Source organism: Haloferax sulfurifontis (genome assembly GCF_014635105.1).
GTDB lineage: Archaea > Halobacteriota > Halobacteria > Halobacteriales > Haloferacaceae > Haloferax > Haloferax denitrificans.
In genome coordinates, this window is the sequence record NZ_BMCI01000002.1 from 406,679 (window position 1) to 429,385 (window position 22,707).

Here is a 22,707-nt window from a genome sequence, read left to right on the forward strand (position 1 = left end):
CGGCGCGTAGGGACTCCCATGTCCTGTCCCGACTGCGACGGCGAGCTCGCCGTCTTCGCGGTGCCCGAACCGCTCGAAGCCCACGCGCCCGAGGCGGCGTTGACCGTCGGACTGTGCGCCGACTGTCTCGGGCTCCACCCGACCGACGAGCCGGTGACGGAGGGTGATTCGCGGCCGCTCGCGGTCGCGCTTCCCGAGGGCGACGCGGGCGCGGCGGTCGCGCTCCTCGTCGGTATGCTCGACTCGCTGGCGCTCAACCGCGCCGGCATCGTCGACTGCGTGGAGTTCGCCGAGCGGTCCGGTACCGACGTGCATCTCACCCTCGACCGGCTCCAGCGGGCGGCGACAGACCCCCACTTCGACGTCGCCCGCCGGCAGAGCCAGTTGGACGCGTTCCTCTGAGCGCCGCCGCTCTGTGCTGTCGAAACCGTGGCGTGAAGACGCCGAGGAGGAGGTCGCTTAGACGCCGGTGGAGTACCGGAGGATGCCGGCGATGCCGCCGAACGCGTCGTAGAGCTGTTCGCCTTTCTCGAAGTCGGTGCTGATGAACTTCGTCTCGGTGCCGCGCTGGTCCGCGAGGTCCATGAGCCACTCGATGACGTCCTCGCGTTCTTTCAGTTCGGCCTCCGAGCCGCCTTCGCACTCGTGGGTGGGCGTGTCGCGACGGTGGTCGACGATTTCGTACTCCTCTTGGCCGTCGCAGTCGTAGATGGCGATGTCCTTTCGGAGGTCCTCGGAGATGAGGAGGCGGTCGACCGACCCCATCACGAGGTTCTTCCGGGTCGCCTCGAACCCGTAGGTGGACTCGTTGCCGCGGTGGAGCTTCTCGAAGAACTCCTCCATCTGCTTTTTGTCCTTGATGACCTCTTGGTCGGCCAGCGCGTCCTGACCGGCGTCGACGAGATCGTAGAGGCCGGACTCGTCGGTGTAGGCCACGTCGAACTTCCCGACGACGAGGTCCTGCAGTTCGTGGTGGAGGTAGTCGCCGTCGAGGAACTCGTCTTTCGTCGGCGAGGGACCGCCCACGAGGATGCCGTCCATCTCGTGTCGCTTGGGGACGAACAGGTCGTTGGCCATGCCGGCGACCTCCTGATAGAAGTTGTCGATGGCTTCGAGGCGGAGGCGGGCGAAACGCTGGGCGGACTGACCACCTTTGCGCTGTTTGCCGGGGACGAGCGACGAGGCGCTCTTGACCGGCTCGACGCGCTTGCCCTTGAGCCAGCCGACGTTGGCCTCGCGGCGGTCGAGGACGATGAGGCCGAACAGGCCCTTGTCCATGAGCATGTCCTCGAGCGGCCCGGTGAGGAAGTTCGAGTCGCAGTGGTACCGGAACGACTGAATCGGCTCCGGCGGGCTTTCGAGTACCTTGGTGACCATCGTCGTCTGGCCGCCGCCGGCGTCGACCGCGCCGGAGAACATCACGATGCCGTTGTCCGGCGGGAAGTTCCCGTAGTACCGGAGCCGGTCCTTGATGCTCGTCAGGGCGTCTTGGACGTTCGTTCGCGTCTGCTTCGATTTGATGTTAGACGCTTCGCTGTGCTCCGTGATGACGTGTTCGACCACGTCGGAAATCTGCTTGTCTTCGGGGATGTAGATGGTGACGAGCTGAGTTCCCGACCCTTCGTACTCTCGCAGGTCCTCGATGACCTTCTTGAACTCGTACTTTCGGCGGTCTTCGCTCGCCTCCTCGGCGTCGCTACTCATCACTCCACCTAGTCCCTCCAGCGGCTAAGTAACCTTTGACTGGGCACGCGCCGCGGTATCTCGCCGCACGAGGGACCGTATGACCCGACTGCGGAGACGGGCGCGGTCGGAGAACATTTATGTGGCTGTCACGGGTGGACTTCGACGTTGGAATTATGGCCCGGGTGTACGCAGTTGCCAGCGCGAAAGGCGGGGTTGGAAAGACGACGACCACGGCCAACCTCGGGACGACGCTCGCGATGGCCGGTCACGACGTCGTCGTCGTCGACGGTGACCTCGGGATGCCGAATCTCGCCGGCGCGCTCGGCGTCGACCCCGACGGGGCGACGCTCCACGACGTGTTGACAGGCGAGGCGGCGGTCGAGGCGGCCGTCTACGACGGACCGGCGGGACTCTCGGTGGTCCCCGGTTCGAACGCCCTCGAAGCGTTCGCGACGGCGAACGTGCGGGAACTCGACGCCGTCGTCTCGGCGCTCGAAGCCACCCACGACATCGTCATCATCGACACCGGCGCGGGGCTGAGCGACGACACCTTCGTCCCGCTGAAGCTCGCCGACGAGGTCGTCTTGGTCTCCACGACGGAGCGCGAGGCGCTCGGCGACACCGAAAAGACCCGACAGCTCGGCGACCGCATCGGTGCTGACATCGTCGGCGTCGTCCTCACGCGGGTCGACCAGTCGAACCCGAACGCCGAGGTGGTCGCCTCGCTCCTCGACGCCGGGGTCATCGCCGTCGTCCCGGAGGACCCGGCCATCCGCGAGGCGCTCAACACGCAGATTCCGGTCGTCGCCCGCTCGCCCGACAGCATCGCCGCCGCGGGCTACCGCGCGCTCGCCGAGGCGCTCACCGGCCAGCCGGTCCCGATTCCGGACGCCGCGGGGGACGCCGCCGAGTCGGAGACGGACGCGGCCGACGGCGACGCCGCCGAGCCGGAGACGGACGAACACGTCTCGGTCGTGCAGGCCGACGACGACCCCGCAGACCCCGCGGGCGAGTCGGCGTCGGCTCCGGCTCCCGAGACGGACCCGGATTTGGACCCGGACCCCGCCCCTGCACAGGTGTCGGCCCCCGAGGCCGTCCCCGACGACGTCGCCGCCGCGGTCGCGGACGAAGACCGGGTCACGGCGGAACCGGAGGCCGAATCCGAACCGGAGGCCGAACCAGAAGCCGAGGAACGTGTGGAAGCTGACGCCGGCTCCGACGACGAGTCCGTGACCGACGACGAGCTCGCGGCGTCGGTCCCGTTCTCCGGCGGGTCAGTCGCGGACTCGGACGCGTCCGTCACGGAACCCGACTCGTCCCCCGCCGAAGGCGTGGACGACTCCGGCGCGGTCGAGGAAGTCGACCCCGCCGACCCCGTCGCCTCCGGTCAGGACGACGCGACGGACGCGCCGGCCGACCCGCTGGCCGCCGACGCGACCGACGATTCGGTGGTCGCCGCCCCCGAGCCGGTCGGCGACGACGAACCCGACACCGACCCGCTGGCGGCGGACCTCGAAGCGGTCACTCGCGGGACTTCGACGGCCGAAGAGGAGTCGGTCGGCGACGCCGACGGCGAATCCGTCTCGGATATCGACGCCACTCCCGGTCCGGATGTCGACGCCGACGCCGGCTCGACGGGTGCGGACCCGCTCGCGGAAGGGGCGGCCGTACCCGACTCGGGAGACGACGCGCCCGCCCGCTCGGACTCGGACGAGCCGACCGAGGCGGCGGAACCGGAGGTAGACGCGCCCGACGCGGCCGAACCGCTCGTCGCCGAGGCCGAGCCGAGCGCGTCCGGGACCGACGCCGAAGCGGACGCGGACGACGAGGCCGACGAGGCCGACGACGGCGACGAGGAGGGCGTCTACACCACCTCGCTCGTCGAGGAGGTCGAGTCGTTCGACGACGACGGCGACGAGAAGAAAAAGGGCTTTTTCAGACGCTTCCTCGGCTAAACGGGAAGGCCTTTTACTCGCGTCTGCGGAATGGCCTCTATGGCAGAATCTGAGTCCGTTCCCTTCTGGTGGATAGTGCTGTTTCTCGTCCTTGCGCTCGGCAGTGGTGCCGCCGTCGTCTTCTCGGTCGGCGGGTCGCTCATCTCCGGGACCGCGGCGCTCCCGCTTTTCTTCTGAATCGCTCGAAAAAAGCCGTCGCCGAAGAACTCGCTTAGCCCGCGGTCACATCGACTCGGGCGCTTCCACGCCCACGATGGAGAGCGCGTTCGCCACCGCGTTCCGCGAGGCCTCGACGAGCGCGAGGCGGGCCGCACCGACCTCCTCGTCGGCGTCGAGCACGGGGCACTCGCGGTAGAAGGTGTTGAACACCTCGGCGAGTTCGCGGGCGAACGTCGCCACGGTGTGCGGTTCGAGGTCGTCGGCCGCGGTTTCGACGACCGCGGGGAACCGCGCGATGGTCGCCAGCAGGTCGCGCTCGGCGTCGGTCGTCAGCACCGAGGGGTCGACCTCGCTCGCGTCGAGGCCGGCGGCGGCCGCCTCGTCGGCGATGCCGCAACAGCGCGCGTGGACGTACTGGATGTACGGCGCGGACTGGGCCTCGAAGTTGAGCGCCTGGTCCCACTCGAAGGTGATGGTCTTCGTGGGCTGTTTGGAGACGATGTCGTAGCGGACCGCGCCGATGCCGACCTGCCGGGCGATGCGGTCGATGTCGGCCTCGCCGAGGTCGTCGTCGCGGGTGCGGCCTTCGAGGCGGGTCTCGACCTCGTCGCGGGCGCGGTCGATAGCCTCGTCGAGGAGGTCGTCGAGCATGACGCCCGTCCCCTTGCGGGTGGACATCGTCTCGCCGCCGGGGAGGTTGACCCACGAGTAGATGACGTTCTCCAGTTTGTCCACGTCGTTGCCGAGGATGTCGAGCGCGGCGCGGAGCTGGCCGGACTGGAGCTTGTGGTCCTCGCCGAGGACGGTCACGGCGCGGTCGTAGTTGTCGAACTTCCACTCGTGGTGGGCGAGGTCGCGCGTCGTGTACAGCGAGGTGTCGTCCGAGCGGAGGAACACGAGGTTCTTCTCGAAGCCGTAGTCGTCGAGTTCGAGTTGCCACGCGTCTTCCTCGTAGACGGCGTGGTCGGTCTCCTTGAGGCGCTCCGCGAGGTCGCGGGTGCTCCCGTCGAACATGAACCGCGTCTCCTTGACGAACTCGTCGAACTCCGCGGGGAGGCGTTCGAGGCACTCGCGCATGCCGCCGAGCACCTGGTCGACCACGGTCTCGACGCGGGCGTAGGTCTCCTCGTCGCCCTCCTCGATGCCCTGGAGGATCTCGGTGATTTCGGCTTCGGCCTGTTCGACTTCCTCGGGGTCGGCCGCTTCGAGGAAGGCGTTGCCCTTGCGGTAGTAGCGAACGAGGTCGTATTCGACGCGCTCGCGGGCGGGTTCGCTTTCGAGGTCGTCCTCGTCGAACGTCTCGTAGGCCCACGTGAAAACGGCCATCTGGCGGCCGGCGTCGTTCACGTAGTAGTGGCGCTCGACGTCGTTGCCGGCGAAGTCGAGCAGGTTGGCGACGGCGTCGCCGATGACCGGGTTGCGGGTGCGGCCGACGTGGACCGGACCGGTCGGGTTCGCGCTCGTGTGCTCGACGACGACGCTGTCGCCGGTCGCGGGCAGGCGGCCGTACGCCTCGTCAGTCGCGGCCGATTCGAGGGTGTCGTCGTAGTAGGCGTCCGAGACGTGGAAGTTGACGTACGGCCCCTGCGTGTCGACCGCGGCGAGGTAGTCGTAGCCCTCGACGGAGAGCTCCTCGGCGATGTCGGCGGCGATTTTCGGCGGCGGCGCGCCGACGACTCCGGCGAGTCGGAAGGCGACGCTGGAGGCGAGCGTCGCGGGTACGTCCTCCGGCGGCTCCTCGACCCCGAGGTCGTCGGTGGGCAGGTCGAGCGACGAAAGCGCCGCGGAGAGCGCCGTCTCGACCTCCTCACGGAACTGTCTGAACATGTACGCGGATTCTCGATAGGCGGCTAAAGGCCTTTCCGAACCGTCCGAGCGACCGCGGACCACGACGGGAAGGGACGTTCGTTTCCCCCGGTTCTGGGGGCGGTGTTAGCGCCAACCGCACCGATACCTTACCAGTTAGGTAATAGTGGTATATCGTACGCGGACGACTGTCAAACCACGGGCGGCGACCCGCCGCTCTCACCACCCACCCATGAGTCAATGCAACCACTGCGATGCGTTCGTGTCGAACAACTTCGTCCGCGTCTTCGGCGACGAGGACGGCAACGTCTACGCGTGTCCCAGTTGCTCGGCGAACGCGGGTATCTCACAGGTCAGCACCGAGCGGCGAGCGTCGTCTCTCTGAGGTCGCCGTTCGGTCGTCGACCCCGACGGATTCGGACGCGCGGAATCGCACGCACGGCGTCACGCCGTCACTCCCCCCCACAGCGCCCCCCTGCCGTCCCTCACCGTTCCACGCGCTTCCGGCCCGTCCCACTTTGCCCCCAACTCGGCCCGACGCGCCCCGATTCGGTCCCGGTCTATCGCCCCCCGACCGCGGACCGCCACCTCGGCCATGAGCCGCACCCCGTCGATTTCAGCGGCTGACGCCCGCTCGTGGAATCGCGCGGTACGACCGCGTTTCCCCCCGGAACGACCCCTTCTCGCCGCGGTAGACTGACCGACGGACTTACCCGTCCGCGATTGGAACTATCGCGTATCTGTGGGGCCCCGCCTCGCCACCTCACTTCTCGCCAACCACCTCACTTTTGGAACGCATTCCACTTACGATACGCTTATGGGGCGCGCGTTCGAAGCCGAGGGTATGTCAGAATCGGCAGTCGCCGCGGCGGTCGGGTACGACGAGTTGGCCACGCTCAAGCTCGTCGCGCTCGACGGCGGGCGCTCCGGCCCGGTCAAGCTCTCCTGTTCCGGCGTCGCGAATCGGCTCGACGTGTCGAACCAGACGGCCTCGCGCCGCCTCCAACGCCTCGAAGAGGCCGACTTCGTCGACCGCGAGGTCGTCGCCGACGGCCAGTGGATAACCATCACCGACGCGGGCGAGTCCGCGCTCAGACAGGAGTACGCCGACTACCGGCGCATCTTCGAGACGCCTTCCGTGGTCGTCCTCGACGGCGAGGTCACCGGGGGGATGGGCGAGGGCCGCCACTACATCTCGCTTTCGGGGTACATGAAGCAGTTCAAAGACCGACTCGGCTACGAGCCGTTCCCCGGCACGCTGAACGTCCGCCTCGGCGACGACGCGGTCCGCGCCCGCGCCGGGATGACCGCCCTCGACGCGGTCCCGATAGACGGCTGGGAAGACGACGAGCGCACCTTCGGCCCGGCGACGTGCTACGCCGCCTCCGTCGCGGTCGGCGGCGACTCCTACGAGCCGGTCCACATCATCGTCCCCGAGCGGACCCACCACGACGAGTCGCAACTGGAGATAATCGCGCCCGACAAGCTCCGCGACGAACTCGACCTCGACGACGGCGACGCGGTCACGGTCCGCGTCGAGGAGGCGGCGTACGAATGAGCCGAACCGCCGAGTCGACCGGCGACTTCGACGCCGTCTCGCGCGTCCTCGACGCCTTCCGCGCCGGCGAGCCGGTGCTCGTCCACGACTTCGACGACCGCGAGGGCGAGACGGACCTCGTCTACCCCGCGGGGGCGGTCGGCCCCGCCGACGTGGCCCGGATGCGCAACGACGCCGGCGGCCTCGTCTGCGTCGCCCTCCCGAACGACGTGTCCGAGTCCCTCGGCCTCCCGTTCATCGACGACGTGCTCGACCACCCGGCGGCGTCCTCCCACGACCTCGCCTACGACTCGCGGTCGTCGTTTTCCTTCACGGTGAACCACCGCGAGTCGTTTACGGGCATCACCGACCGCGACCGCGCGATGACCATCTCGCGGCTCGCGCCCGTCGCCGAGGCCGCCCGTACCGGCGAGTACGACGCCGACGACTTCGGCGGCGAGTTCCGCGCGCCCGGCCACGTCCACCTGCTCCGCGGCGCGCCGAACCTGCTTTCGGACCGGCAGGGCCACACCGAACTCGGCCTCGCCTTGGCCGACGAGGCGGGCATCCCGCCCGCGGTCGTCGTCTGCGAGATGCTGGACGACGAGACCGGCGCGGCGCTCCCGAAGGACGCCGCCCGCGACTACGCCGACCGACACGGCTTCGCCTTCGTCGACGGCGACGGCCTCATCGACGAACTCGTCTGAGCGACCGAAGGGGTCGCCGGTCGCCCCCAACTTATCTTCTCACGCGCGCCCGTCGCGCCACGACCACGTCGGCTCCCACCCCAGCAGTCGCTCCGCCTTCTCGGTCGAGACGAGCGCCTCGTGGCCCGAAAGCGGCCCTTTGGTCTCCGCGCCGGGGTAGACCTCGCTGGCGAGCATCGCCGACTCGACGGTCGTCGAGGTGTCGGCGGCCGCGGCCCAGAACACCTCGTGGCCCGCGAAGTCGGCTTCGAGTGCCCGCCGGACGAGTCGCGCCGCGTCCTCCCGACCCAGATACGCAAAGAGCGTGTTGCGCGCGGTGTGGAAGTGTCCGGCGTCCCGCAGTCCCGACAGCGAGCGGTCGGCCTCGGCGAACGTCTGTCTCGCCTCCTCCTCGCTCGGCATCCACGGGAACCGGAGGCTGGCGACCGCCTCCGGGGCGTCGTCGCGGCGGACCACCCCCGCGGCGGTCCGTTCGGCGACGTACTTCCCGAGGCCGTAGGGGTTCGAGGGCGTCGCGCGGTGGGTCTCGTCCACCGGGAGGAAGTCGATTCGGGCCGGGTCGGGCTCGAAGCTCCCGCCGATGGCGCTCATGCTGGAGGCGACGACCACGCGGTCGATGCCGAGCGCGGCGGCGACTTCGAGGACGACGTAGGTCGATTGGACGTTGCTCTCGAAGACGCGGTGGCCGGGGTCGTTCGTCGGCGTCGAGATGGCTCCGAGGTGGACGATGGCGTCGGCGTCGACGTCGCTGAGCGCCGCGGTGAGGTCGCCCGGGTCGAGCGCGCTCACGCGGTAGTCGTGGTCCGCGAGCGACGACTCGCTGTGCCGCGAGAGGTTCGTGACGGTGTAGCCGCTCGCGCGGAGGTGGGCGACGACGGTCGGCCCGAGATTCCCGGTCCCGCCCGTGACGGCGACGGATTCGAGGCTCATACCCCGTCATGGCGGCCCGCGGACAAAACCGCGGGGGCCGCGGTAGTCGGGTCGTCATGATTTTAGAGGGGGGCCGCCGAAGGCCACTACATGGGATTTGACGAGATGGATGTCTCGACGATCTGGATGAGTGGAGAATATACGGACTGGGAGGACGCGACGGTGCACGTCCTCACCCATGGTCTCCACTACGGAACGGGCGTCTTTGAGGGGGTCCGCGCTTACGACACCGACCGCGGCCCGGCCATCTTCCGCTGGGAGGAACACCTCGAACGGCTCTACAACTCCACGAAACCCTACGACATGGAGATTCCGTACACGCGCGAGGAACTCACCGAGGCGACGCTGGAGGTCATCCGCCGCAACGACCTCGACGGCGGCTACATCCGCCCCATCGCCTTCTACGGCTACGACTCGCTCGGCGTCAGCCCCAAGGACAACCCGACCGAGGTCGCCATCGCGGCGTGGCCGTGGGGGACCTACCTCGGCGAGGACGCGCTCGAAAACGGCGTCGACGTGATGGTCTCGTCGTGGCGCAAGCACGCCTCCAGCCAGATTCCGACGAACGCGAAGACGACCGGGCTGTACGTGAACTCCATGCTCGCGGGCGAGGAAGCCCGCCGCAACGGTTACGTCGAGGCTATCGTCCTGAACAAGGAGGGCAACGTCGCCGAGGGCCCCGGCGAGAACATCTTCATGGTCCGCGACGGGAAGCTCTACACGCCCGGCCTCTCCCAGAGCATCCTCGACGGCATCACCCGCGACACCGTCATCACGCTCGCCCGCGAGCGCGGCTACGAGGTCGACGACAGCGCGACCATCAGCCGCGGCGAACTCAACACGGCCGACGAGCTGTTCTTCACGGGGAGCGCCGCCGAAGTGACCCCCATCCGCAAGGTCGACAACGTCGTCATCGGCGAGGGAACCCGCGGCCCTGTCACGGAGGAACTCCAGACCGCCTTCTTCGACCTCGTGGAGCGCCGCACCGACGACCACGAAGAGTGGTTCACCTACGTCGACGAGCAGTAACCGGAGACGGCCGCGAAAACGAGCTTTCTTTCTGTCGTCGCCCCGCCGCGAGCGATGGCGACGGCCGCGGGCGACGACCCGGTGGGAGCGCCTTCCTTACTCGTCGGCGACGACCCGCCTGTCGCCGGACTCCTCGGTCACTTCGATGTCGAACTCGTCGACGCCTTCCTGTTCGGCGAACCCGGCCGAGAGGACGCGCGTGAGGGCTTCTTCGACCTTCTCACCGGTCTCTTCGATGTCTTCGGGGTCGACCTCCATCACGAACCCGGTGGTGATGTTCGGCGCGGTCGGCATGAAGATAATCTCCCTCCCGTCTTTCGTCGTCTTCCCCGTCTTGAACGCGGTCATGCGGATGCCCGGCCACGTCTCCAGACGGACCGGCTTCTGGAGGTCTTCGGTGCCGGTGAGCGCGGTTTCGACCGCGAGCTTAGAAGCGTTGTAGACGATTCGGACGAGCGGGACCTTGTTCATCGCCGCGTCGATGCCCGATTCGAGCACGCGGCCGACGGTGGTCCGCATGAGATAGCCCACCGAGAGGACGAGAAGGAGAAAGATGATGATCGCAATGAAGAACCCGAGCACCTGCGATTCGGTGGTCGGCTCCTGCCCCGGCTCTAACAGGACCGTCGAAACGAACGGTAGCTGTGTGATGCCATTGTAAAATATCGAAAATATGTATATGATGACAATGAGCGGGACGAGGACCACGAGGCCGCTGGCGAAATCGCGTCTCCACGAGGACATTGATATCGGGTATGTGAACCCGCGGACATAAGGGGATTTCTAGTGGGAGACGAGAGGCACGCGCCGCGTTCCGGCGCTCGCTCAGACACCGACGACGGCGCGGAGCGCGAACAGCGCGTTTTCCTTGCGCTCGCGGACGCGCCGGTAGAAGTAGGAGAACCACTTGTCACCGTAGGGCGCGTACTGCCACACCTCGACGCCGTCGGCGGCGAGTTCGCGCTGGGCGACCTCGCGCACGCCCATGAGCATCTGCACCTCGTAGTCGCGGTCGTACTCCGCGCCGAGGTCCCGGGCGTAGGCTATCATCTCGGGGTCGTGGCTCCCGACGGCGATGCCGCCGTCGTACTCCCGGAACAGGTACGCCAGAAGCTCCTTGTACGCCTCGTTGACCGCCGATTTCTGCTTGTGGGCGACCGCGGCGGGCTCGTCGTACGCGCCCTTGACGAGGCGAAGCTTTCCCGGCACGTCGGCGAGGCGTTCGAGGTCGTCGGGCGTGCGCTTGAGGTTCGCCTGCACGCACAGCCCCATTCCGCCGTCGAACTCGCGGGCGAGTTCCTCGAAGGCGTCGAGGGTCACGTCGGTCGTCTCGTGGTCCTCCATGTCGCACCACAGGAAGACGCCGCGTTCGTCCGCCGCCTCGGCGATGCGCCGGTAGTTCTCCTCGAACACGCGGTCGCCCGCGTCGAGGCCGATTTGGGAGGGCTTGACCGACACGCAGGCGTCGATGCCGGTCGAGGCGATGTCCTCGACGAGTTCGACGTACGCCGCCGCGTCCTCGTCGGCGGGCGCGCGCTCGTCGTAGTGCTCTCCGAGGAGGTTGAGGATGACCGCCACGCCGTCGTCGTTCATCCGTCGGGCGTGGTCGAGCGCTCCCGCCGCGGACTCTCCGGCGACGAACCTGCTCGCGATGGGCGGAATCATAACGAACGATTGCGACCGTCAGCTATTGAGGGTTATCATCGATTCGGACGCGAAATCGAACGACTCCGGCGCGTCGAGCGGCGACGAACCGTCGGAACTTACATTCCTCGCCGCGGACGGGTCGGTATGGTCGTCTCTCTCGTCGCCACCGCCTTCTGGGCGATGTTGCCCGCGTACGTGCCGAACAACGCCGCCGTCCTCGCGGGCGGCGGTCGCCCTATCGACGGCGGGCGCACGTGGGGCGGGCGGCGCGTCCTCGGGGACGGAAAGACGTGGCGCGGTACCGCCGCCGGGACGCTGGCCGGGACGTTCCTCGCCGTCGTCCTCAACGCCGTCGGGCCCGCGGTCTCGGACCCGCTCGGCGTCGCGCTTCCGACGTTCCCGCTCGCCGCCGGGTTCGGTCTCGCGCTCGGCGCGATGCTCGGCGACATCGGCGCGTCGTTCCTCAAGCGCCGGTCGGGCCGGGAGCGCGGGGCCGCCTTCCCCGGTCTCGACCAACTCGACTTCGTCGTGGGCGCGCTCGCCCTCGCGTTCGTCGCCGCGCCCGGGTGGTTCTCGGCGACGTTCACCCTCCCCGTGCTCGCGGTCGTGCTCGTGATGACGCCCGTGCTTCACGTCGTCACCAACGTCGGCGCGTACCTGCTGGGACTGAAAAACGAGCCGTGGTGACCCACTTTTTTCTGCGTCGGGGTCGCCTCCGGCGACCCACTCCTTGAAAAACCTGGAGGAAAAAAGGCGGCGGGACTCGGCCTTCGGCCTCGCTCGCGGTACAGTAACAGAACGATTGCTGAACCGGTTCAACCGGACCTCGCCACGTCAGTTCTCCACGAAATGTCGAATATCGTCGGCAACGTCTCTCCTGTTCCTCAGGAACTCCTGCAAACCAGCTAAGCACCCGGTCTTCCTGTTTCTGTGTCTCCTCAATAACTACATCATCAGATACTGAAGCACGAAAGACCGCGTTGTGCATCGTGGTGCGTCCGTCGTCCTCGTCCGCGGATTGAAACTCGATACAGCGGACGAACTCAACCATCTCTAAGACGACTGAGGTATCGAGAAGTGACTCGGTTTCCTGTCGAGCCACAGCCAGCCAGTCTTTGCCGTATTCCGCAGGTGGTCCGGGTCGGAGAACGAATTCATATCTTCTCTCACAGGTAGGATGATATATTTCTCGGGTACGGCCGACTATTTGTGCCGCTCACCCCGAACCAACCCGCTTAAGCGCCTCCCTGAACCCTCTCGAAACAAGATGGCGAACACAGCACTCATCGAGGCGCTCCGAGCCGCCGACGCGGTCCAGTTCGGCGAGTTCGAGCTCTCTCACGGCGGCACGTCGAGCTACTACGTGGACAAGTACCTCTTCGAGACCGACCCCCGGTGTCTGAAGCTCATCGCCGAGGCGTTCGCGGAGCGCGTCGCGGACGACGACAAACTGGCCGGCGTCGCGCTCGGCGCGGTCCCGCTCGTGGCCGCGACCGCGGTCGAGACGAACAAGCCGTACGTCATCGCCCGGAAGAAGGCTAAAGAGTACGGCACGGCCAAGCGAATCGAAGGCGCACTGGAGGAGGGCGAGGAGGTCGTCGTCCTCGAAGACATCGCGACGACGGGCCAGAGCGCCGTCGACGCCGTAGAGGCACTCCGCGAGGCGGGTGCGGTCGTCAACCGCGTCATCGTCGTCGTGGACCGACAGGAGGGCGCGGCGGAACTGCTGGCCGACCACGACATCGAACTGGAGTCGCTTCTCACCGCCGAGGACCTGCTGGCTGACGCCGACAGCTAATACACGCTTGTGACTAATTCACTCGGAATCGGTAATCGAAGTATTCATTTTTGTGCAAGTACGAAGGCGGAGGCATGAACAGAGCAGAGAAGGCCGCACTCCAGTTACAGGCTGTCTCCGTGCTCCGGATGCTCAAAGAGACCCGGACGTACGACGAGCTGGCCGAACTCACGGGACTGCCGGCCGGCGACCTCAACCGCTACGTCAACGGGCACGTCCTGCCCGGGGTCGAACGCGCCCGCGAGGTCGTCGAGGGCGTCGGCCGCGACGCGCTCGCCGACGAACTCGAAGCCCGCGTCCGATTCGACGACGAGGGCTACGTCGACAACTCCGGCGTCGTCTTCGACCAGTCGTTCCTCGACCTCGTCGCGCCCGTCGCGGCGAACACGCTGAACCTCGAACGCCCCGACGTGATTCTGACCGCGGCGACGGACGGCATCACTCTCGGCGCGGCGATGGCGAGCTACTTCGGCGCGCGCCTCGCGTACGCGAAGAAGTCGAAAGAGACCGCCGTCGAGGACTTCATCGAGTCGCGCCAGCGCCTCGCGTCCGGCATCGAACTCACCTACTACCTCCCCGCCAGCGCCATCGACGACGGCGAGCGCGTCCTCGTCGTGGACGACCTCATCCGCTCGGGCGAGACCCAGGAACTCCTCTTGGACATCGCCTTGCAGGCCGACGCCGACATCGCCGGCGTCTTCGCGCTCATCGCCGTCGGCGACGAGGGGACGAACCGCGCCCGCGAACTCACCGACGCGCCGGTCGGCGCGCTGAGCAGTTTCGACTGACGACCCGCGACCGCGCCGGTACACTGTTCTGAACTACTTAGTTCAATTACACGTGGTGTGAAAATGGGCACTTCTGTGCCGTTCGTTCACGTCGAACGAGTCGTTTAACCCACGTTTGTGGGTAAATTTCTCCGTCAGGATGGTAATGCTTATGTGTGGAATCATGGGTATGCTTAGTCGTGCATCATGGGGCTCTCTGAAACCCTCGCAAACTACTTCGACGTGCATAAACACGGGTCCACGGTCAGGACCGAGATTCTCGCGGGCTTGACGACGTTCCTCACGATGTCGTACATCGTGGTCGTCAACCCGTCGCTTCTCACAGACCAACCGTACATCGAGGGCGTCGACGGCATCGCCATCGCCGGCTACACGCCGGGTGAGGTCCAGTCGATGCTCGCCGTCGTCACTATCCTCGCGGCCGCAATCGCGACCACGGTCATGGCGTTCTACGCCAACCGACCCTTCGCGCAAGCGCCGGGGCTCGGCCTGAACGCCTTCTTCGCGTTCACCGTCGTCGGCGCGTTGGGCGTCCCGTGGCAGACGGCGCTCGCGGCCGTCTTCGTCGAGGGAATCATCTTCATCGCGCTCACCGCCGTCGGCGCGCGGGAAGCCATCATCAAGGTGTTCCCCGAACCGGTTAAGATGGCCGTCGGGACCGGTATCGGACTGTTCTTGGCGATTATCGGGTTGCAGGCGATGGGCATCGTCGTCGACGACACCGCGACGCTCGTCACGATGGGGAACCTCGCGTCGAACCCCGTCGCCATCGTCTCCATCGTCGGTCTGTTCTTCACGTTCGCGCTCTACGCGGCGAACGTCCCCGGCTCTATCATCATCGGCATCATCGGCACGTCGGTTCTCGGCTGGGGTCTCACCGTCTCGGGCCTCGTCTCGGCTGAGGCCGGTCTCGTCGCCGGTTCCTCGGCGGCCACCTACGACATCACGCCGCTGGCCGGGGCGTTCGTCTCCGGCTTCGGGAACGTCGAGGCGTTCAGCTTCGCCCTCATCGTCATCACGTTCTTCTTCGTCGACTTCTTCGACACCGCCGGCACGCTCGTCGGCGTCGGTCAGGCCGGGGGCTTCCTCGACGAGGACGGCGACCTCCCCGACATCGACAAGCCGCTCATGGCCGACGCGGTCGGCACCACCGCGGGCGCGATGCTCGGCACCTCGACGGTCACGACGTACATCGAGTCCGCCACCGGCGTCGAGGAGGGCGGTCGCACGGGCCTCACCGCGCTCGTCGTCGCGCTCCTCTTTCTCGCGTCGCTCGCAATCGTCCCGCTCGCGACGGCCATCCCGCAGTACGCCTCGCACATCGCGCTCGTCGTCATCGGCGTCGTCATGCTCCGCAACGTCGTCGACATCGAGTGGGACGACCTTACCTTCACCATCCCCGCTGGCATGACCATCCTCGTCATGCCGTTCACGTACTCCATCGCCTACGGCATCGCGGCGGGCATCGTCTCGTACCCGCTCGTGAAGGTCGCCGCCGGCGAGTACGACGAGGTCAGCGCCGGCCAGTGGGCGCTCGCCGTCGCGTTCGTCCTCTACTTCGTCGTCCGCACCTCGGGGATGTTGCAAGCGCAGGTCTGACTCCGGCTTCGACGACGCTCTCTCCGCGCTGATTTTCTCACGACCCGATGGGATTCATAAAGTATTGGGCAACCACGGTTCTAAGTCACTCCGTATGAACATTCCTACCGAGCGGCTCGCCCTCCGCGGAGCCGTTCTCCTCCTCATTATCGGCCTTCTCACGCCGTCTGCGGTCTCCGCGTTGACGTACGACCCCTCCCAGCAGACGAGCCTCGAACCCGGGACCGTCACCAGCTCCGCCAACGGCTCGACGCTGGTGAGCGTCCAAGGCTACACCTTCCAGGGCAACACGAACCCGAAGAAACCCGCTCGGGTCGTCTCGGTCGGCGAACGCGGGAGCCTCCAGTGGACGTACGACGACTCGGTCAACGGGAACGCGTGGTTCTTCGACGTCGACCCGCTTCCGAACGGGAACCTGCTGGTCTCGTCGCCCCGCGGGACCGACACCGTCGTCTTCGAACTCGACCCGGACACCCGCGAACGCGTCTGGGAACAGCGGTTCGACATGGAAGACACCCACGACGTCGACGCCTTCGGCGAGGACGAACTCCTCATCGCCAACATGCGCGAGTGGAACGACTCCGCCGGCGTCAGCGAGGACCGAATCGTCGTGTACAACCGGACCACCGACGAAATCACGTGGGAGTGGTACTTCAAGAACCACTTCCCCGCCGACACCGACGGCGGCTACAACGCCGACTGGAGCCACGTCAACGACGTGGACTACATCGGCGACGGCCGGCTCCTGTTGTCGCCGCGGAACTTCGACCAGGCAATCGTCGTCGACATGGAGTCGAAAGAGATCGTCGAACGGCTCGGGACCGACGACGACCACGGCGTGCTCAACGAACAGCACAACCCCGACTGGCTGGTCAGCGAGAACGGCACGCCGACCGTGCTCGTCGCCGACAGCGGGAACAACCGCGTCGTCGAGTACGCGAAGGAAGACGGCGAGTGGGTCCGAACGTGGTCCGTCGGGTCGAACACGCTCAGTTGGCCGCGCGACGCCGACCGACTCCCCAACGGGAACACGCTCGTCGTCGACACGCTCAACCACCGCGTAATCGAAATCACGCCGACCGGCGAGGTCGTCTGGGAGTACTACGCGACGTGGGGGCCGTACGACGCCGAGCGCGTCGCTCACGGCGACGAGTCCTCCGGGCCGACGATCCGGGACCTCAACGCCAGCGGGTCGTACCCAATCACCGGGAGCGCGAACCTCACCGCGGGCGGAAACGAGAGCGTCGGCTTCGCCGCGCGGGTCGAATCGACGTTCGCCGGGACGCCGCTCGAAGAGCCGATGAGCGGGCTTTCGACGCGACTGTCGCACGTCCTGCCGTGGCTCCGCCCGGTGTGGATGACGCCGTGGGACCTCTTTTCGGCGGCGTGCGCCGTCGGCGTCGGTCTCACCGCGACCGGCGGCGAACTCTATCTGATGCGCCGGCGGCTCCTCGACGCGCTCCGCGGGCTGTTCGAGTCGTAACCCGCTAACTCGCCCGCGACCCCCGGCGCTCCCGTCGGGGTCGTGTGGCGCGATTGCATAAGACCATGGCACTCATTAGCCGCGGCTCCATACCTCGGCGTGATGTCCGAGCTCATCCTCTACGAACTGCAAGGCTGTCCGTACTGCGCGAAAGTGAAAGACAAACTCGCCGAACTCGACCTCGAATACGAGTCGCAGATGGTCCCCAGCGCCCACGCCGAACGCACGGAGGTCGAAGAGGTAAGCGGCCAGACCGGCGTCCCCGTCCTCGTCGACGAGGAACACGGCATCGAGGGGATGGCCGAGAGCGACGATATCGTCGACTACCTCGAAGAGACCTACGGCTCGGCGGCGTAATCGCGCTCGTCACTGACTTTTCGACCGGCGGTACAGATAGCCGCGCACCCCGCGACGATTAGCTCTCGGCGGGGTCGCGGGTCCGCTCGCGAATCAGGTCGCGAATCTCGTCGGGGTCGTCGATGGCGGCGAGTTCCTCACAGCTGACGATGCCGGTGCCGTCGACCGACTCGCGCTTCTGCTGTTCCTCGACGAAGTACACCGAGCGCGTCCGCGTGATTTCGCCGAGCGACGACATGATTTGGGCGCGCTTTTCGGCGCTCCGGGTAAACGGCGAGTGTCCGGTGAGGACGTTCGTCTCCTTCTTACGTCCGGCGTCCTCGCTGACGGCCTTGAACGGCGCGCGGGCGGTCGGGTGGACGGTGAAGCCGGCGCGCGTCAGCACCGACAGGACGTGTTCGTCGTCGGGGTCCACGTCCGGGTCGTCCGGCGTCGGCTCGGCGTCGCGCACGTCCTCCGCGCCCGTGAGCACGTCGACCGGGTTCGAGAAGGGGCGGTCGAACAGCTCTTCGAGGTGAATCGCCACCTCGATGCTCGCGTTCATGCCGTTTTCGTACTTCGAGACGGTGCGCCGCGAGACGCCGAGCTCGGTCGCGAGCTGTCCGAGGCTCCATCCGCGTTCCTGCCGCTCTTCGGCGAGCACGTCGCCGTCGAGACTCACGTACAGCCCGCCGGGGGCGGCGTAGATGAGCGGGGGAACCTCCTCGACGAACAGGTCCATGGCGGTGTCGGGGTTCAACACCGGCACGCCGTGGCGGAAGTAGACGACGCCGGGTTTGAGGTCCTCGTCTCGGGTCCGAAGCCCGACGACCAACGGCGTGGCGTTGAGGTACGAGCCGAGGCGCCGCATCTCGGAGCCGGTGACGCCGTCGAACGCGTCGATGTTCCCCAGAATCTTGAGGAGCAACAGGTCCTCGCCCCTGCGAGCGGCGAGGTCGAAGCTCTTCGGCCGGATGGCGATGCGGTCGCTCACGACGAAGCCCGCGTCTTGGAGCATCGCGGCGACATTACCAACCAGCGCTGACCGGGACATAGGGGGCAATAAGCGATTCGGCCCATAAAGCGTTTTCCCCGATACCGCCGCCCTCGCCGTGATATATCCGTTCTCGATGCCGCATTTATATAGTCGCGACCGACCCGAAAGGCGTTACTGCGCCCTCCGGCAATCTCCGCCGATGACCGTCATCGGCCTCGACGACACCGACTCCCGCACCCTCGGGATGTGTACGACCTATCTGGCGACGCTCGTCGCCGAGGCCGTCGAGGCGCGCGGCGGGACCGTCGAGCGTCGGCTCCTCGTCCGCCTGAACCCCGCGGTCGAGCACAAGACCCGCGGGAACGCCGCGCTGGCGATTCACACCGACCTCCCCGCGGGCGCGGCGTTCGACGTCGCCCGCGAGGAACTCGACCGCTGGGCCGTCCTCGACGACGACCGAACCAGCCCGGGCGTCGTCGTCGCGCCGGGGTCTGCCGACACGGTTTCGACCGCCGTCGCCGAGTTCGCCCGCGACGCCGTCCGCGACTTCCACGACCTCGACGCCGCGGCCGACCTCGCCGAGCGCTCCGGGTTCCTGACCGAGGGCTGGCACGGCGGTCGCGGCCGCATCGGCGCGCTCGCGGCCGTCGGCGCGTGGGCCGCCTTCGACGAGTGGACCTACGAACACATCTCCTATCGAGAGTTCCACCGCTGTGGGACGCCCCGCGAGGTCGACTTCGACTCCGTCTTCGACGCCGCGGACGCGGCGTACCCCGAGGCGTGGGACACGGTGGACCGCGAGGAGGGCGAGGCCGTCTGCGTGCCGAACGCGCCGGGACCGATTCTCCACGGCATCCGCGGCGACGACGCCGACACCGTTCGCGAGGTCGCCGCCGCCATCGACTCGGAACCCGTCGACCGCTCGGCGACGTTTCTCACGAATCAGGGGACCGACGCGCACCTCCGCGACGGCGTCGTCTCGGACCTCCGCGACGGCCGCGCCTACCGCGTCGCCGGCACCGTCGCCACCGAACCGGAGACGCGCCCCGGCGGCCACGTCTTTTTCGACCTCGAAGCCGACGGCTCTGCGGTCTCCGTCGCCGCCTTCGAACCGACGAAGCGGTTCCGAGACCGAGTGCGTGCGCTCCGCGTCGGCGACGCCCTCACCGCCTGCGGCGAGGTCGGCGACGGGACGCTCAAACTGGAGAAGTTCGCGGTCCGCGACCTCGTGCGGACGGAGCCCGCGACGCCCGTCTGTCCCGACTGCGGGCGGACGATGAAAAGCGCCGGGAGAAATCAGGGGTATCGGTGCCGCGACTGCGGGACCGACGCGCCCGGGAAAGTCGAGCGAGCGGTCGACCGCGACCTCGAACTCGGCTGGTACGAGGTGCCGCCGTGCGCCCGCCGGCACATCGCCAAGCCGCTGGTCCGCGGGGGCTTCGACGCGGCGACGCACCCCGAACGCTGAGGCCGCGGCTCGGGCCTTCGGCGCTCAGTCTTGGACCACGAGGATGTTCGTGTTCTCGCGGCGGTCGACGAACGACCCCTCGGCGGGCGGTTTCACGTCCACGACGAGCGTTCCGTCTTCGCGGTTCGCGCCGAGTTCGGCGTCGACGCGAACGGTCGCGGACCCGCCGTCACCGCTTTTCGCCGTCGCCACGCCGTCGATTTCGGCGGTCCCCGATTTCACGATGACCGTCGCGCCCTCCACGGGGTTGCCCTCGTGGTCGACGACGGTGAAATCCAGCGCCTGTTCGCCCGGGCCGACCACGTCCGGCGTCGGCTTCACGTCGAGTTCCGAGGTGGCGAGTCCCTGCACGCCCGAGAGCATGTTGAGCATGACGCTCATGCTGGCGACGCCGACCACGAGGGCGATGACGAGGCGGACGGGGAGACCTTCGATAGCGCGCGTGTCTGACCGGAACATATCGAGCATGGACCGTCTGGCCGCGGATTCGTATATAAACCCTCGTCCGGGGGTTCAAGTCGCATCGCGCGGCCAGTCCGCGCCATGCACACTATCGGCCGCAAGTCGGACGAGGACGGCCCGGTCTGTCGGTTCGGATGTTACCGTGCCCGCGACGGGAGCGACGGCGCGGCCGTCGGCCTCGACGTGAACCGCCCGCACGCGGCCGTCGTCGTCGGCAAGCGCGGGAGCGGGAAGTCCCACACGCTCGGCGTCGTGGCCGAGGGGCTGGCGCGGGCTGGCGGCGTCGCGCCGGTCGTACTCGACCCGATGGGCGTCTTCGGCGGTCTCGCCGAGTCGCCGATAGACGCGACGGTTCACGACTCGCCGAGCGTCCGCGCCGACGCACTCCCGCCGAGCGCGTGGCCGGACCTGCTCGGACTCGACCCGACGGCCCCCGCGGGGTCGCTCGTCTGGCGTCTCGCGGCCGCGGAAGAATCGCTCTCGGCGATGCGCGGAGCGGTCGCCGACGCCGACGCCGCGCCCGAGGCGCGCAGAGCCGCGGCGAATCACCTCGCGCTCGCCGACTCGTGGGACGTGTTCTCCCCCGACGGCCTCGACCCGCGGTCGCTCTGCGGCCCTGCGCCCGACGTGCTCGACCTCTCGGGACTGGACGCGACTCCCGCGAACGCCGTCGCCCGCGTCGTCGCCCGCGGCCTCTACGACGCCCGCGTCGCGGGCTCGGTCTCCCGCATCCCGTGGTTGCTTCTCGACGAGGCCCACGCGTTCGCCGGCGGACTCGCCGAGCCGGCGCTTCGAACGATTCTCACGCGCGGGCGAGCCCCCGGCGTCGGCGTCGTCCTCGCTACCCAGCGCCCCTCGGCGCTCCCCGAGGTCGCCGTCTCGCAGGCCGACCTTCGGGTCGTCCACCGGCTCACCGCCGGCCCCGACGTGTCGGCGATGGCCGCCGCCGACCCGACGTACTTCGACGAGTCGCTCCGCGCTCGGCTCCCGCGGGAACGCGGCTGTGCGCTCGTCGTCGACGACACCACGGAGACCGTCCACGACGTTCGAGTCCGTCCCCGCGAGACGCCCGACTGCGGCGCGACGCCGAGGGCGGTCCCCGAGCGCGACCGTTCCGAAACCGTGGAGTAGTCTGGCCGGAGAAGAGCCGTATGGACCGCTCGGAACTGGCGCTTGTCGCCCTCGGTGGCTTCGCCGGCGCGACACTGCGCTACGCCGTCTCCGTCGCGATTCCCGGCGCGGCCGGCACGCTCGCGGTGAACGTCCTCGGGAGCTTTCTCCTCGGGACGTTCATCACGTCGGTCTCCTCCCGCCGGGCGCAGTTGTTCTTCGGGACCGGCCTGCTCTCGTCGCTCACGACGTACAGCACGTTCGCCGTCCAGACCGCGTCGCTGTCGCCGATGGGCGGCGCGCTCAACGTCGGCGCGAACTACGCGCTCGGCTTCGCCGCCGCCGCGGTCGGCCTCGCGGTCGGAGGGCGGCGATGACTCCCTCACTTCTCTCGGCCGTCCTCGTCGGCGTCGGCGGGATGGCCGGCGCTGTCTCCCGGCACACCGTCGACCAGCGAATCGTCGGCAAGTGGAGCACCGTCACCGTCAACGTCCTCGGGAGCGTCGCGCTGGGTTTTCTCGCCACCGCGCCCGTCGGCGACGCGGCCGCGACGCTCGCCGGAACCGGCTTCTGCGGGGCCTTCACGACCTTTTCGTCGTTCGCGGTCGGCGTCGCGGAACTCGCCGATGCGGGCGACTACGACACGGCGGCCCGCTACGCCTTCGGGACGCTCGTTGCGGCGTTGATTGGCGTGGCTGTCGGCGGGGCGCTCGGCGGGCTGGTTGGCTGAGTGGGTGACTCGGCGCTCAGTGAGTAATTCGTCGAAACGTACGCCCGAGGCGGGAGTTCACCGAACAGCGTGAGGTGAACTCAGGAACTCCCGTGAGTGAACGACGTGAACGAACGGGTGTGACGGGATTTGAACCTCAGTCGCTCCGCACGCTGACGCTCGCTTCACTCCTTGGTTCAAATCCCTCTGTCTGGCGGTTACAGCACGTAGGGGTCGCGACGCGACAAGACGCGTCGCTTGGCTTGTAACGTTCGGAAAAGCGCCCGAGGCGGGATTTGAACCCGCGTCACGACCGTGACAGGGTCGTATGATGGGCCACTACACCACCCGGGCTTACTGAAGTGAGTTTGCGGTACGGAGAGCGCCCGAGGCGGGATTTGAACCCGCGTCACGACCGTGACAGGGTCGTATGATGGGCCACTACACCACCCGGGCCCTCCGTCTGCACTCATTCGTAGCCGAGGTTTATAGATAAGACTT

At 67.7% G+C, this 22,707-nt stretch carries 24 protein-coding genes and 2 tRNA genes; 17 read left to right on the forward strand and 9 right to left on the reverse strand.

Annotated features, from left to right (window positions below; translation table 11 throughout):
• Nucleotides 1–18 precede the first annotated feature (18 nt).
• Nucleotides 19–402 (forward strand): DUF6276 family protein, encoded by a 384-nt coding sequence (locus tag IEV64_RS06575; RefSeq protein ID WP_188423477.1) that lies wholly within the window; start codon nucleotides 19–21, stop codon nucleotides 400–402.
• A gap of 57 nt (nucleotides 403–459) precedes the next feature.
• Here the strand turns inward: IEV64_RS06575 and prf1 are convergent, their stop codons facing one another.
• Nucleotides 460–1,704: a peptide chain release factor aRF-1 gene (gene prf1, locus IEV64_RS06580; RefSeq protein WP_188423478.1), complete on the reverse strand. Its 1,245-nt coding sequence runs from the start codon at nucleotides 1,702–1,704 to the stop codon at nucleotides 460–462.
• A 155-nt stretch (nucleotides 1,705–1,859) separates the two neighbouring features.
• Here prf1 and minD point away from each other — a divergent pair, with 155 nt between their 5' ends.
• Both minD and IEV64_RS06590 read left to right on the forward strand, forming a co-directional pair.
• Nucleotides 1,860–3,641 (forward strand): cell division ATPase MinD, encoded by a 1,782-nt coding sequence (gene minD / locus IEV64_RS06585; RefSeq protein ID WP_188423479.1) that lies wholly within the window; start codon nucleotides 1,860–1,862, stop codon nucleotides 3,639–3,641.
• Between the two features lie 39 nt (nucleotides 3,642–3,680).
• Entirely contained in the window at nucleotides 3,681–3,818 is a 138-nt protein-coding gene (locus IEV64_RS06590; RefSeq protein ID WP_004969033.1) for a hypothetical protein, read from the forward strand.
• 45 nt (nucleotides 3,819–3,863) lie between these two features.
• Here IEV64_RS06590 and argS read toward each other — a convergent pair whose 3' ends face one another.
• The gene (argS, locus tag IEV64_RS06595; RefSeq protein ID WP_188423480.1) at nucleotides 3,864–5,627 is read right to left on the reverse strand and encodes an arginine--tRNA ligase; all 1,764 of its coding nucleotides are present in this window, start codon (nucleotides 5,625–5,627) and stop codon (nucleotides 3,864–3,866) included.
• A gap of 211 nt (nucleotides 5,628–5,838) precedes the next feature.
• On the opposite strand from argS, the gene IEV64_RS19945 reads away from it, so the two are divergent.
• The 3 genes from IEV64_RS19945 to ribB all read left to right on the forward strand — a co-directional run bounded on the left by IEV64_RS19945 (nucleotide 5,839) and on the right by ribB (nucleotide 7,850).
• Nucleotides 5,839–5,991 carry a DUF7563 family protein gene (locus IEV64_RS19945; RefSeq protein ID WP_198526076.1) on the forward strand — a complete coding sequence of 51 codons (153 nt, stop codon included), beginning with the start codon at nucleotides 5,839–5,841 and terminating at the stop codon, nucleotides 5,989–5,991.
• A gap of 432 nt (nucleotides 5,992–6,423) precedes the next feature.
• Nucleotides 6,424–7,164 carry a DUF120 domain-containing protein gene (locus IEV64_RS06600; RefSeq protein WP_007274997.1) on the forward strand — a complete coding sequence of 247 codons (741 nt, stop codon included), beginning with the start codon at nucleotides 6,424–6,426 and terminating at the stop codon, nucleotides 7,162–7,164.
• A complete protein-coding gene (gene ribB, locus IEV64_RS06605; protein ID WP_007274996.1) occupies nucleotides 7,161–7,850 on the forward strand; it encodes a 3,4-dihydroxy-2-butanone-4-phosphate synthase in 690 nt (229 codons plus the stop codon). Before IEV64_RS06600 ends, ribB begins: the two co-directional genes overlap by 4 nt.
• Nucleotides 7,851–7,889: 39 nt before the next feature.
• Here ribB and IEV64_RS06610 read toward each other — a convergent pair whose 3' ends face one another.
• On the reverse strand, nucleotides 7,890–8,780 hold the full coding sequence (locus IEV64_RS06610; RefSeq protein WP_188423481.1) for an NAD-dependent epimerase/dehydratase family protein: 891 nt from the start codon (nucleotides 8,778–8,780) through the stop codon (nucleotides 7,890–7,892).
• 90 nt (nucleotides 8,781–8,870) lie between these two features.
• Here IEV64_RS06610 and IEV64_RS06615 point away from each other — a divergent pair, with 90 nt between their 5' ends.
• Nucleotides 8,871–9,809, forward strand: coding sequence for a branched-chain amino acid transaminase (locus IEV64_RS06615; protein ID WP_004969041.1), 939 nt, complete (start codon nucleotides 8,871–8,873; stop codon nucleotides 9,807–9,809).
• A 96-nt stretch (nucleotides 9,810–9,905) separates the two neighbouring features.
• Here IEV64_RS06615 and IEV64_RS06620 read toward each other — a convergent pair whose 3' ends face one another.
• Both IEV64_RS06620 and IEV64_RS06625 read right to left on the reverse strand, forming a co-directional pair.
• On the reverse strand, nucleotides 9,906–10,553 hold the full coding sequence (locus IEV64_RS06620) for a DUF502 domain-containing protein (protein WP_007274994.1): 648 nt from the start codon (nucleotides 10,551–10,553) through the stop codon (nucleotides 9,906–9,908).
• 81 nt (nucleotides 10,554–10,634) lie between these two features.
• Nucleotides 10,635–11,474 (reverse strand): proline dehydrogenase family protein, encoded by an 840-nt coding sequence (locus IEV64_RS06625; protein WP_188423482.1) that lies wholly within the window; start codon nucleotides 11,472–11,474, stop codon nucleotides 10,635–10,637.
• A gap of 126 nt (nucleotides 11,475–11,600) precedes the next feature.
• Here IEV64_RS06625 and IEV64_RS06630 point away from each other — a divergent pair, with 126 nt between their 5' ends.
• The 6 genes from IEV64_RS06630 to IEV64_RS06655 all read left to right on the forward strand — a co-directional run bounded on the left by IEV64_RS06630 (nucleotide 11,601) and on the right by IEV64_RS06655 (nucleotide 17,481).
• On the forward strand, nucleotides 11,601–12,143 hold the full coding sequence (locus IEV64_RS06630) for a CDP-2,3-bis-(O-geranylgeranyl)-sn-glycerol synthase (RefSeq protein WP_007274992.1): 543 nt from the start codon (nucleotides 11,601–11,603) through the stop codon (nucleotides 12,141–12,143).
• A 580-nt stretch (nucleotides 12,144–12,723) separates the two neighbouring features.
• Nucleotides 12,724–13,254, forward strand: coding sequence for an orotate phosphoribosyltransferase (gene pyrE, locus IEV64_RS06635; RefSeq protein ID WP_007274991.1), 531 nt, complete (start codon nucleotides 12,724–12,726; stop codon nucleotides 13,252–13,254).
• A gap of 74 nt (nucleotides 13,255–13,328) precedes the next feature.
• Entirely contained in the window at nucleotides 13,329–14,042 is a 714-nt protein-coding gene (locus IEV64_RS06640) for a phosphoribosyltransferase family protein (protein ID WP_004969046.1), read from the forward strand.
• A gap of 186 nt (nucleotides 14,043–14,228) precedes the next feature.
• Entirely contained in the window at nucleotides 14,229–15,641 is a 1,413-nt protein-coding gene (locus IEV64_RS06645; RefSeq protein ID WP_007274990.1) for an NCS2 family permease, read from the forward strand.
• 94 nt (nucleotides 15,642–15,735) lie between these two features.
• Complete coding sequence (locus tag IEV64_RS06650; RefSeq protein ID WP_007274989.1) at nucleotides 15,736–17,124, forward strand: aryl-sulfate sulfotransferase; 1,389 nt, start codon at nucleotides 15,736–15,738, stop codon at nucleotides 17,122–17,124.
• Between the two features lie 102 nt (nucleotides 17,125–17,226).
• On the forward strand, nucleotides 17,227–17,481 hold the full coding sequence (locus IEV64_RS06655; protein WP_007274988.1) for a glutathione S-transferase N-terminal domain-containing protein: 255 nt from the start codon (nucleotides 17,227–17,229) through the stop codon (nucleotides 17,479–17,481).
• A 58-nt stretch (nucleotides 17,482–17,539) separates the two neighbouring features.
• Here IEV64_RS06655 and IEV64_RS06660 read toward each other — a convergent pair whose 3' ends face one another.
• Nucleotides 17,540–18,514 carry a transcriptional regulator gene (locus IEV64_RS06660; RefSeq protein WP_007274987.1) on the reverse strand — a complete coding sequence of 325 codons (975 nt, stop codon included), beginning with the start codon at nucleotides 18,512–18,514 and terminating at the stop codon, nucleotides 17,540–17,542.
• A gap of 142 nt (nucleotides 18,515–18,656) precedes the next feature.
• On the opposite strand from IEV64_RS06660, the gene IEV64_RS06665 reads away from it, so the two are divergent.
• Nucleotides 18,657–19,925: a tRNA(Ile)(2)-agmatinylcytidine synthase gene (locus tag IEV64_RS06665; protein WP_007274986.1), complete on the forward strand. Its 1,269-nt coding sequence runs from the start codon at nucleotides 18,657–18,659 to the stop codon at nucleotides 19,923–19,925.
• Nucleotides 19,926–19,949: 24 nt separating this feature from the next.
• Here the strand turns inward: IEV64_RS06665 and IEV64_RS06670 are convergent, their stop codons facing one another.
• Nucleotides 19,950–20,393 carry a DUF7382 domain-containing protein gene (locus IEV64_RS06670; protein WP_007274985.1) on the reverse strand — a complete coding sequence of 148 codons (444 nt, stop codon included), beginning with the start codon at nucleotides 20,391–20,393 and terminating at the stop codon, nucleotides 19,950–19,952.
• 75 nt (nucleotides 20,394–20,468) lie between these two features.
• Here IEV64_RS06670 and IEV64_RS06675 point away from each other — a divergent pair, with 75 nt between their 5' ends.
• The 3 genes from IEV64_RS06675 to IEV64_RS06685 are packed head-to-tail and all read left to right on the forward strand — an operon-like array spanning nucleotide 20,469 to nucleotide 22,227.
• Entirely contained in the window at nucleotides 20,469–21,518 is a 1,050-nt protein-coding gene (locus IEV64_RS06675; protein WP_007274984.1) for an ATP-binding protein, read from the forward strand.
• A 20-nt stretch (nucleotides 21,519–21,538) separates the two neighbouring features.
• A complete protein-coding gene (locus tag IEV64_RS06680) occupies nucleotides 21,539–21,874 on the forward strand; it encodes a CrcB family protein (protein ID WP_007274983.1) in 336 nt (111 codons plus the stop codon).
• Nucleotides 21,871–22,227, forward strand: a complete 357-nt coding sequence (locus tag IEV64_RS06685; protein ID WP_188423483.1) for a fluoride efflux transporter FluC — start codon at nucleotides 21,871–21,873, stop codon at nucleotides 22,225–22,227. The genes IEV64_RS06680 and IEV64_RS06685 overlap by 4 nt, the downstream gene beginning before the upstream one ends.
• 260 nt (nucleotides 22,228–22,487) lie before the next feature.
• On the opposite strand, the gene IEV64_RS06690 is transcribed toward IEV64_RS06685, so the two are convergent.
• A tRNA-Asp gene (locus IEV64_RS06690) sits at nucleotides 22,488–22,560 on the reverse strand.
• Between the two features lie 29 nt (nucleotides 22,561–22,589).
• Nucleotides 22,590–22,662, reverse strand: a tRNA-Asp gene (locus tag IEV64_RS06695).
• Between the last annotated feature and the right edge of the window lie 45 nt (nucleotides 22,663–22,707).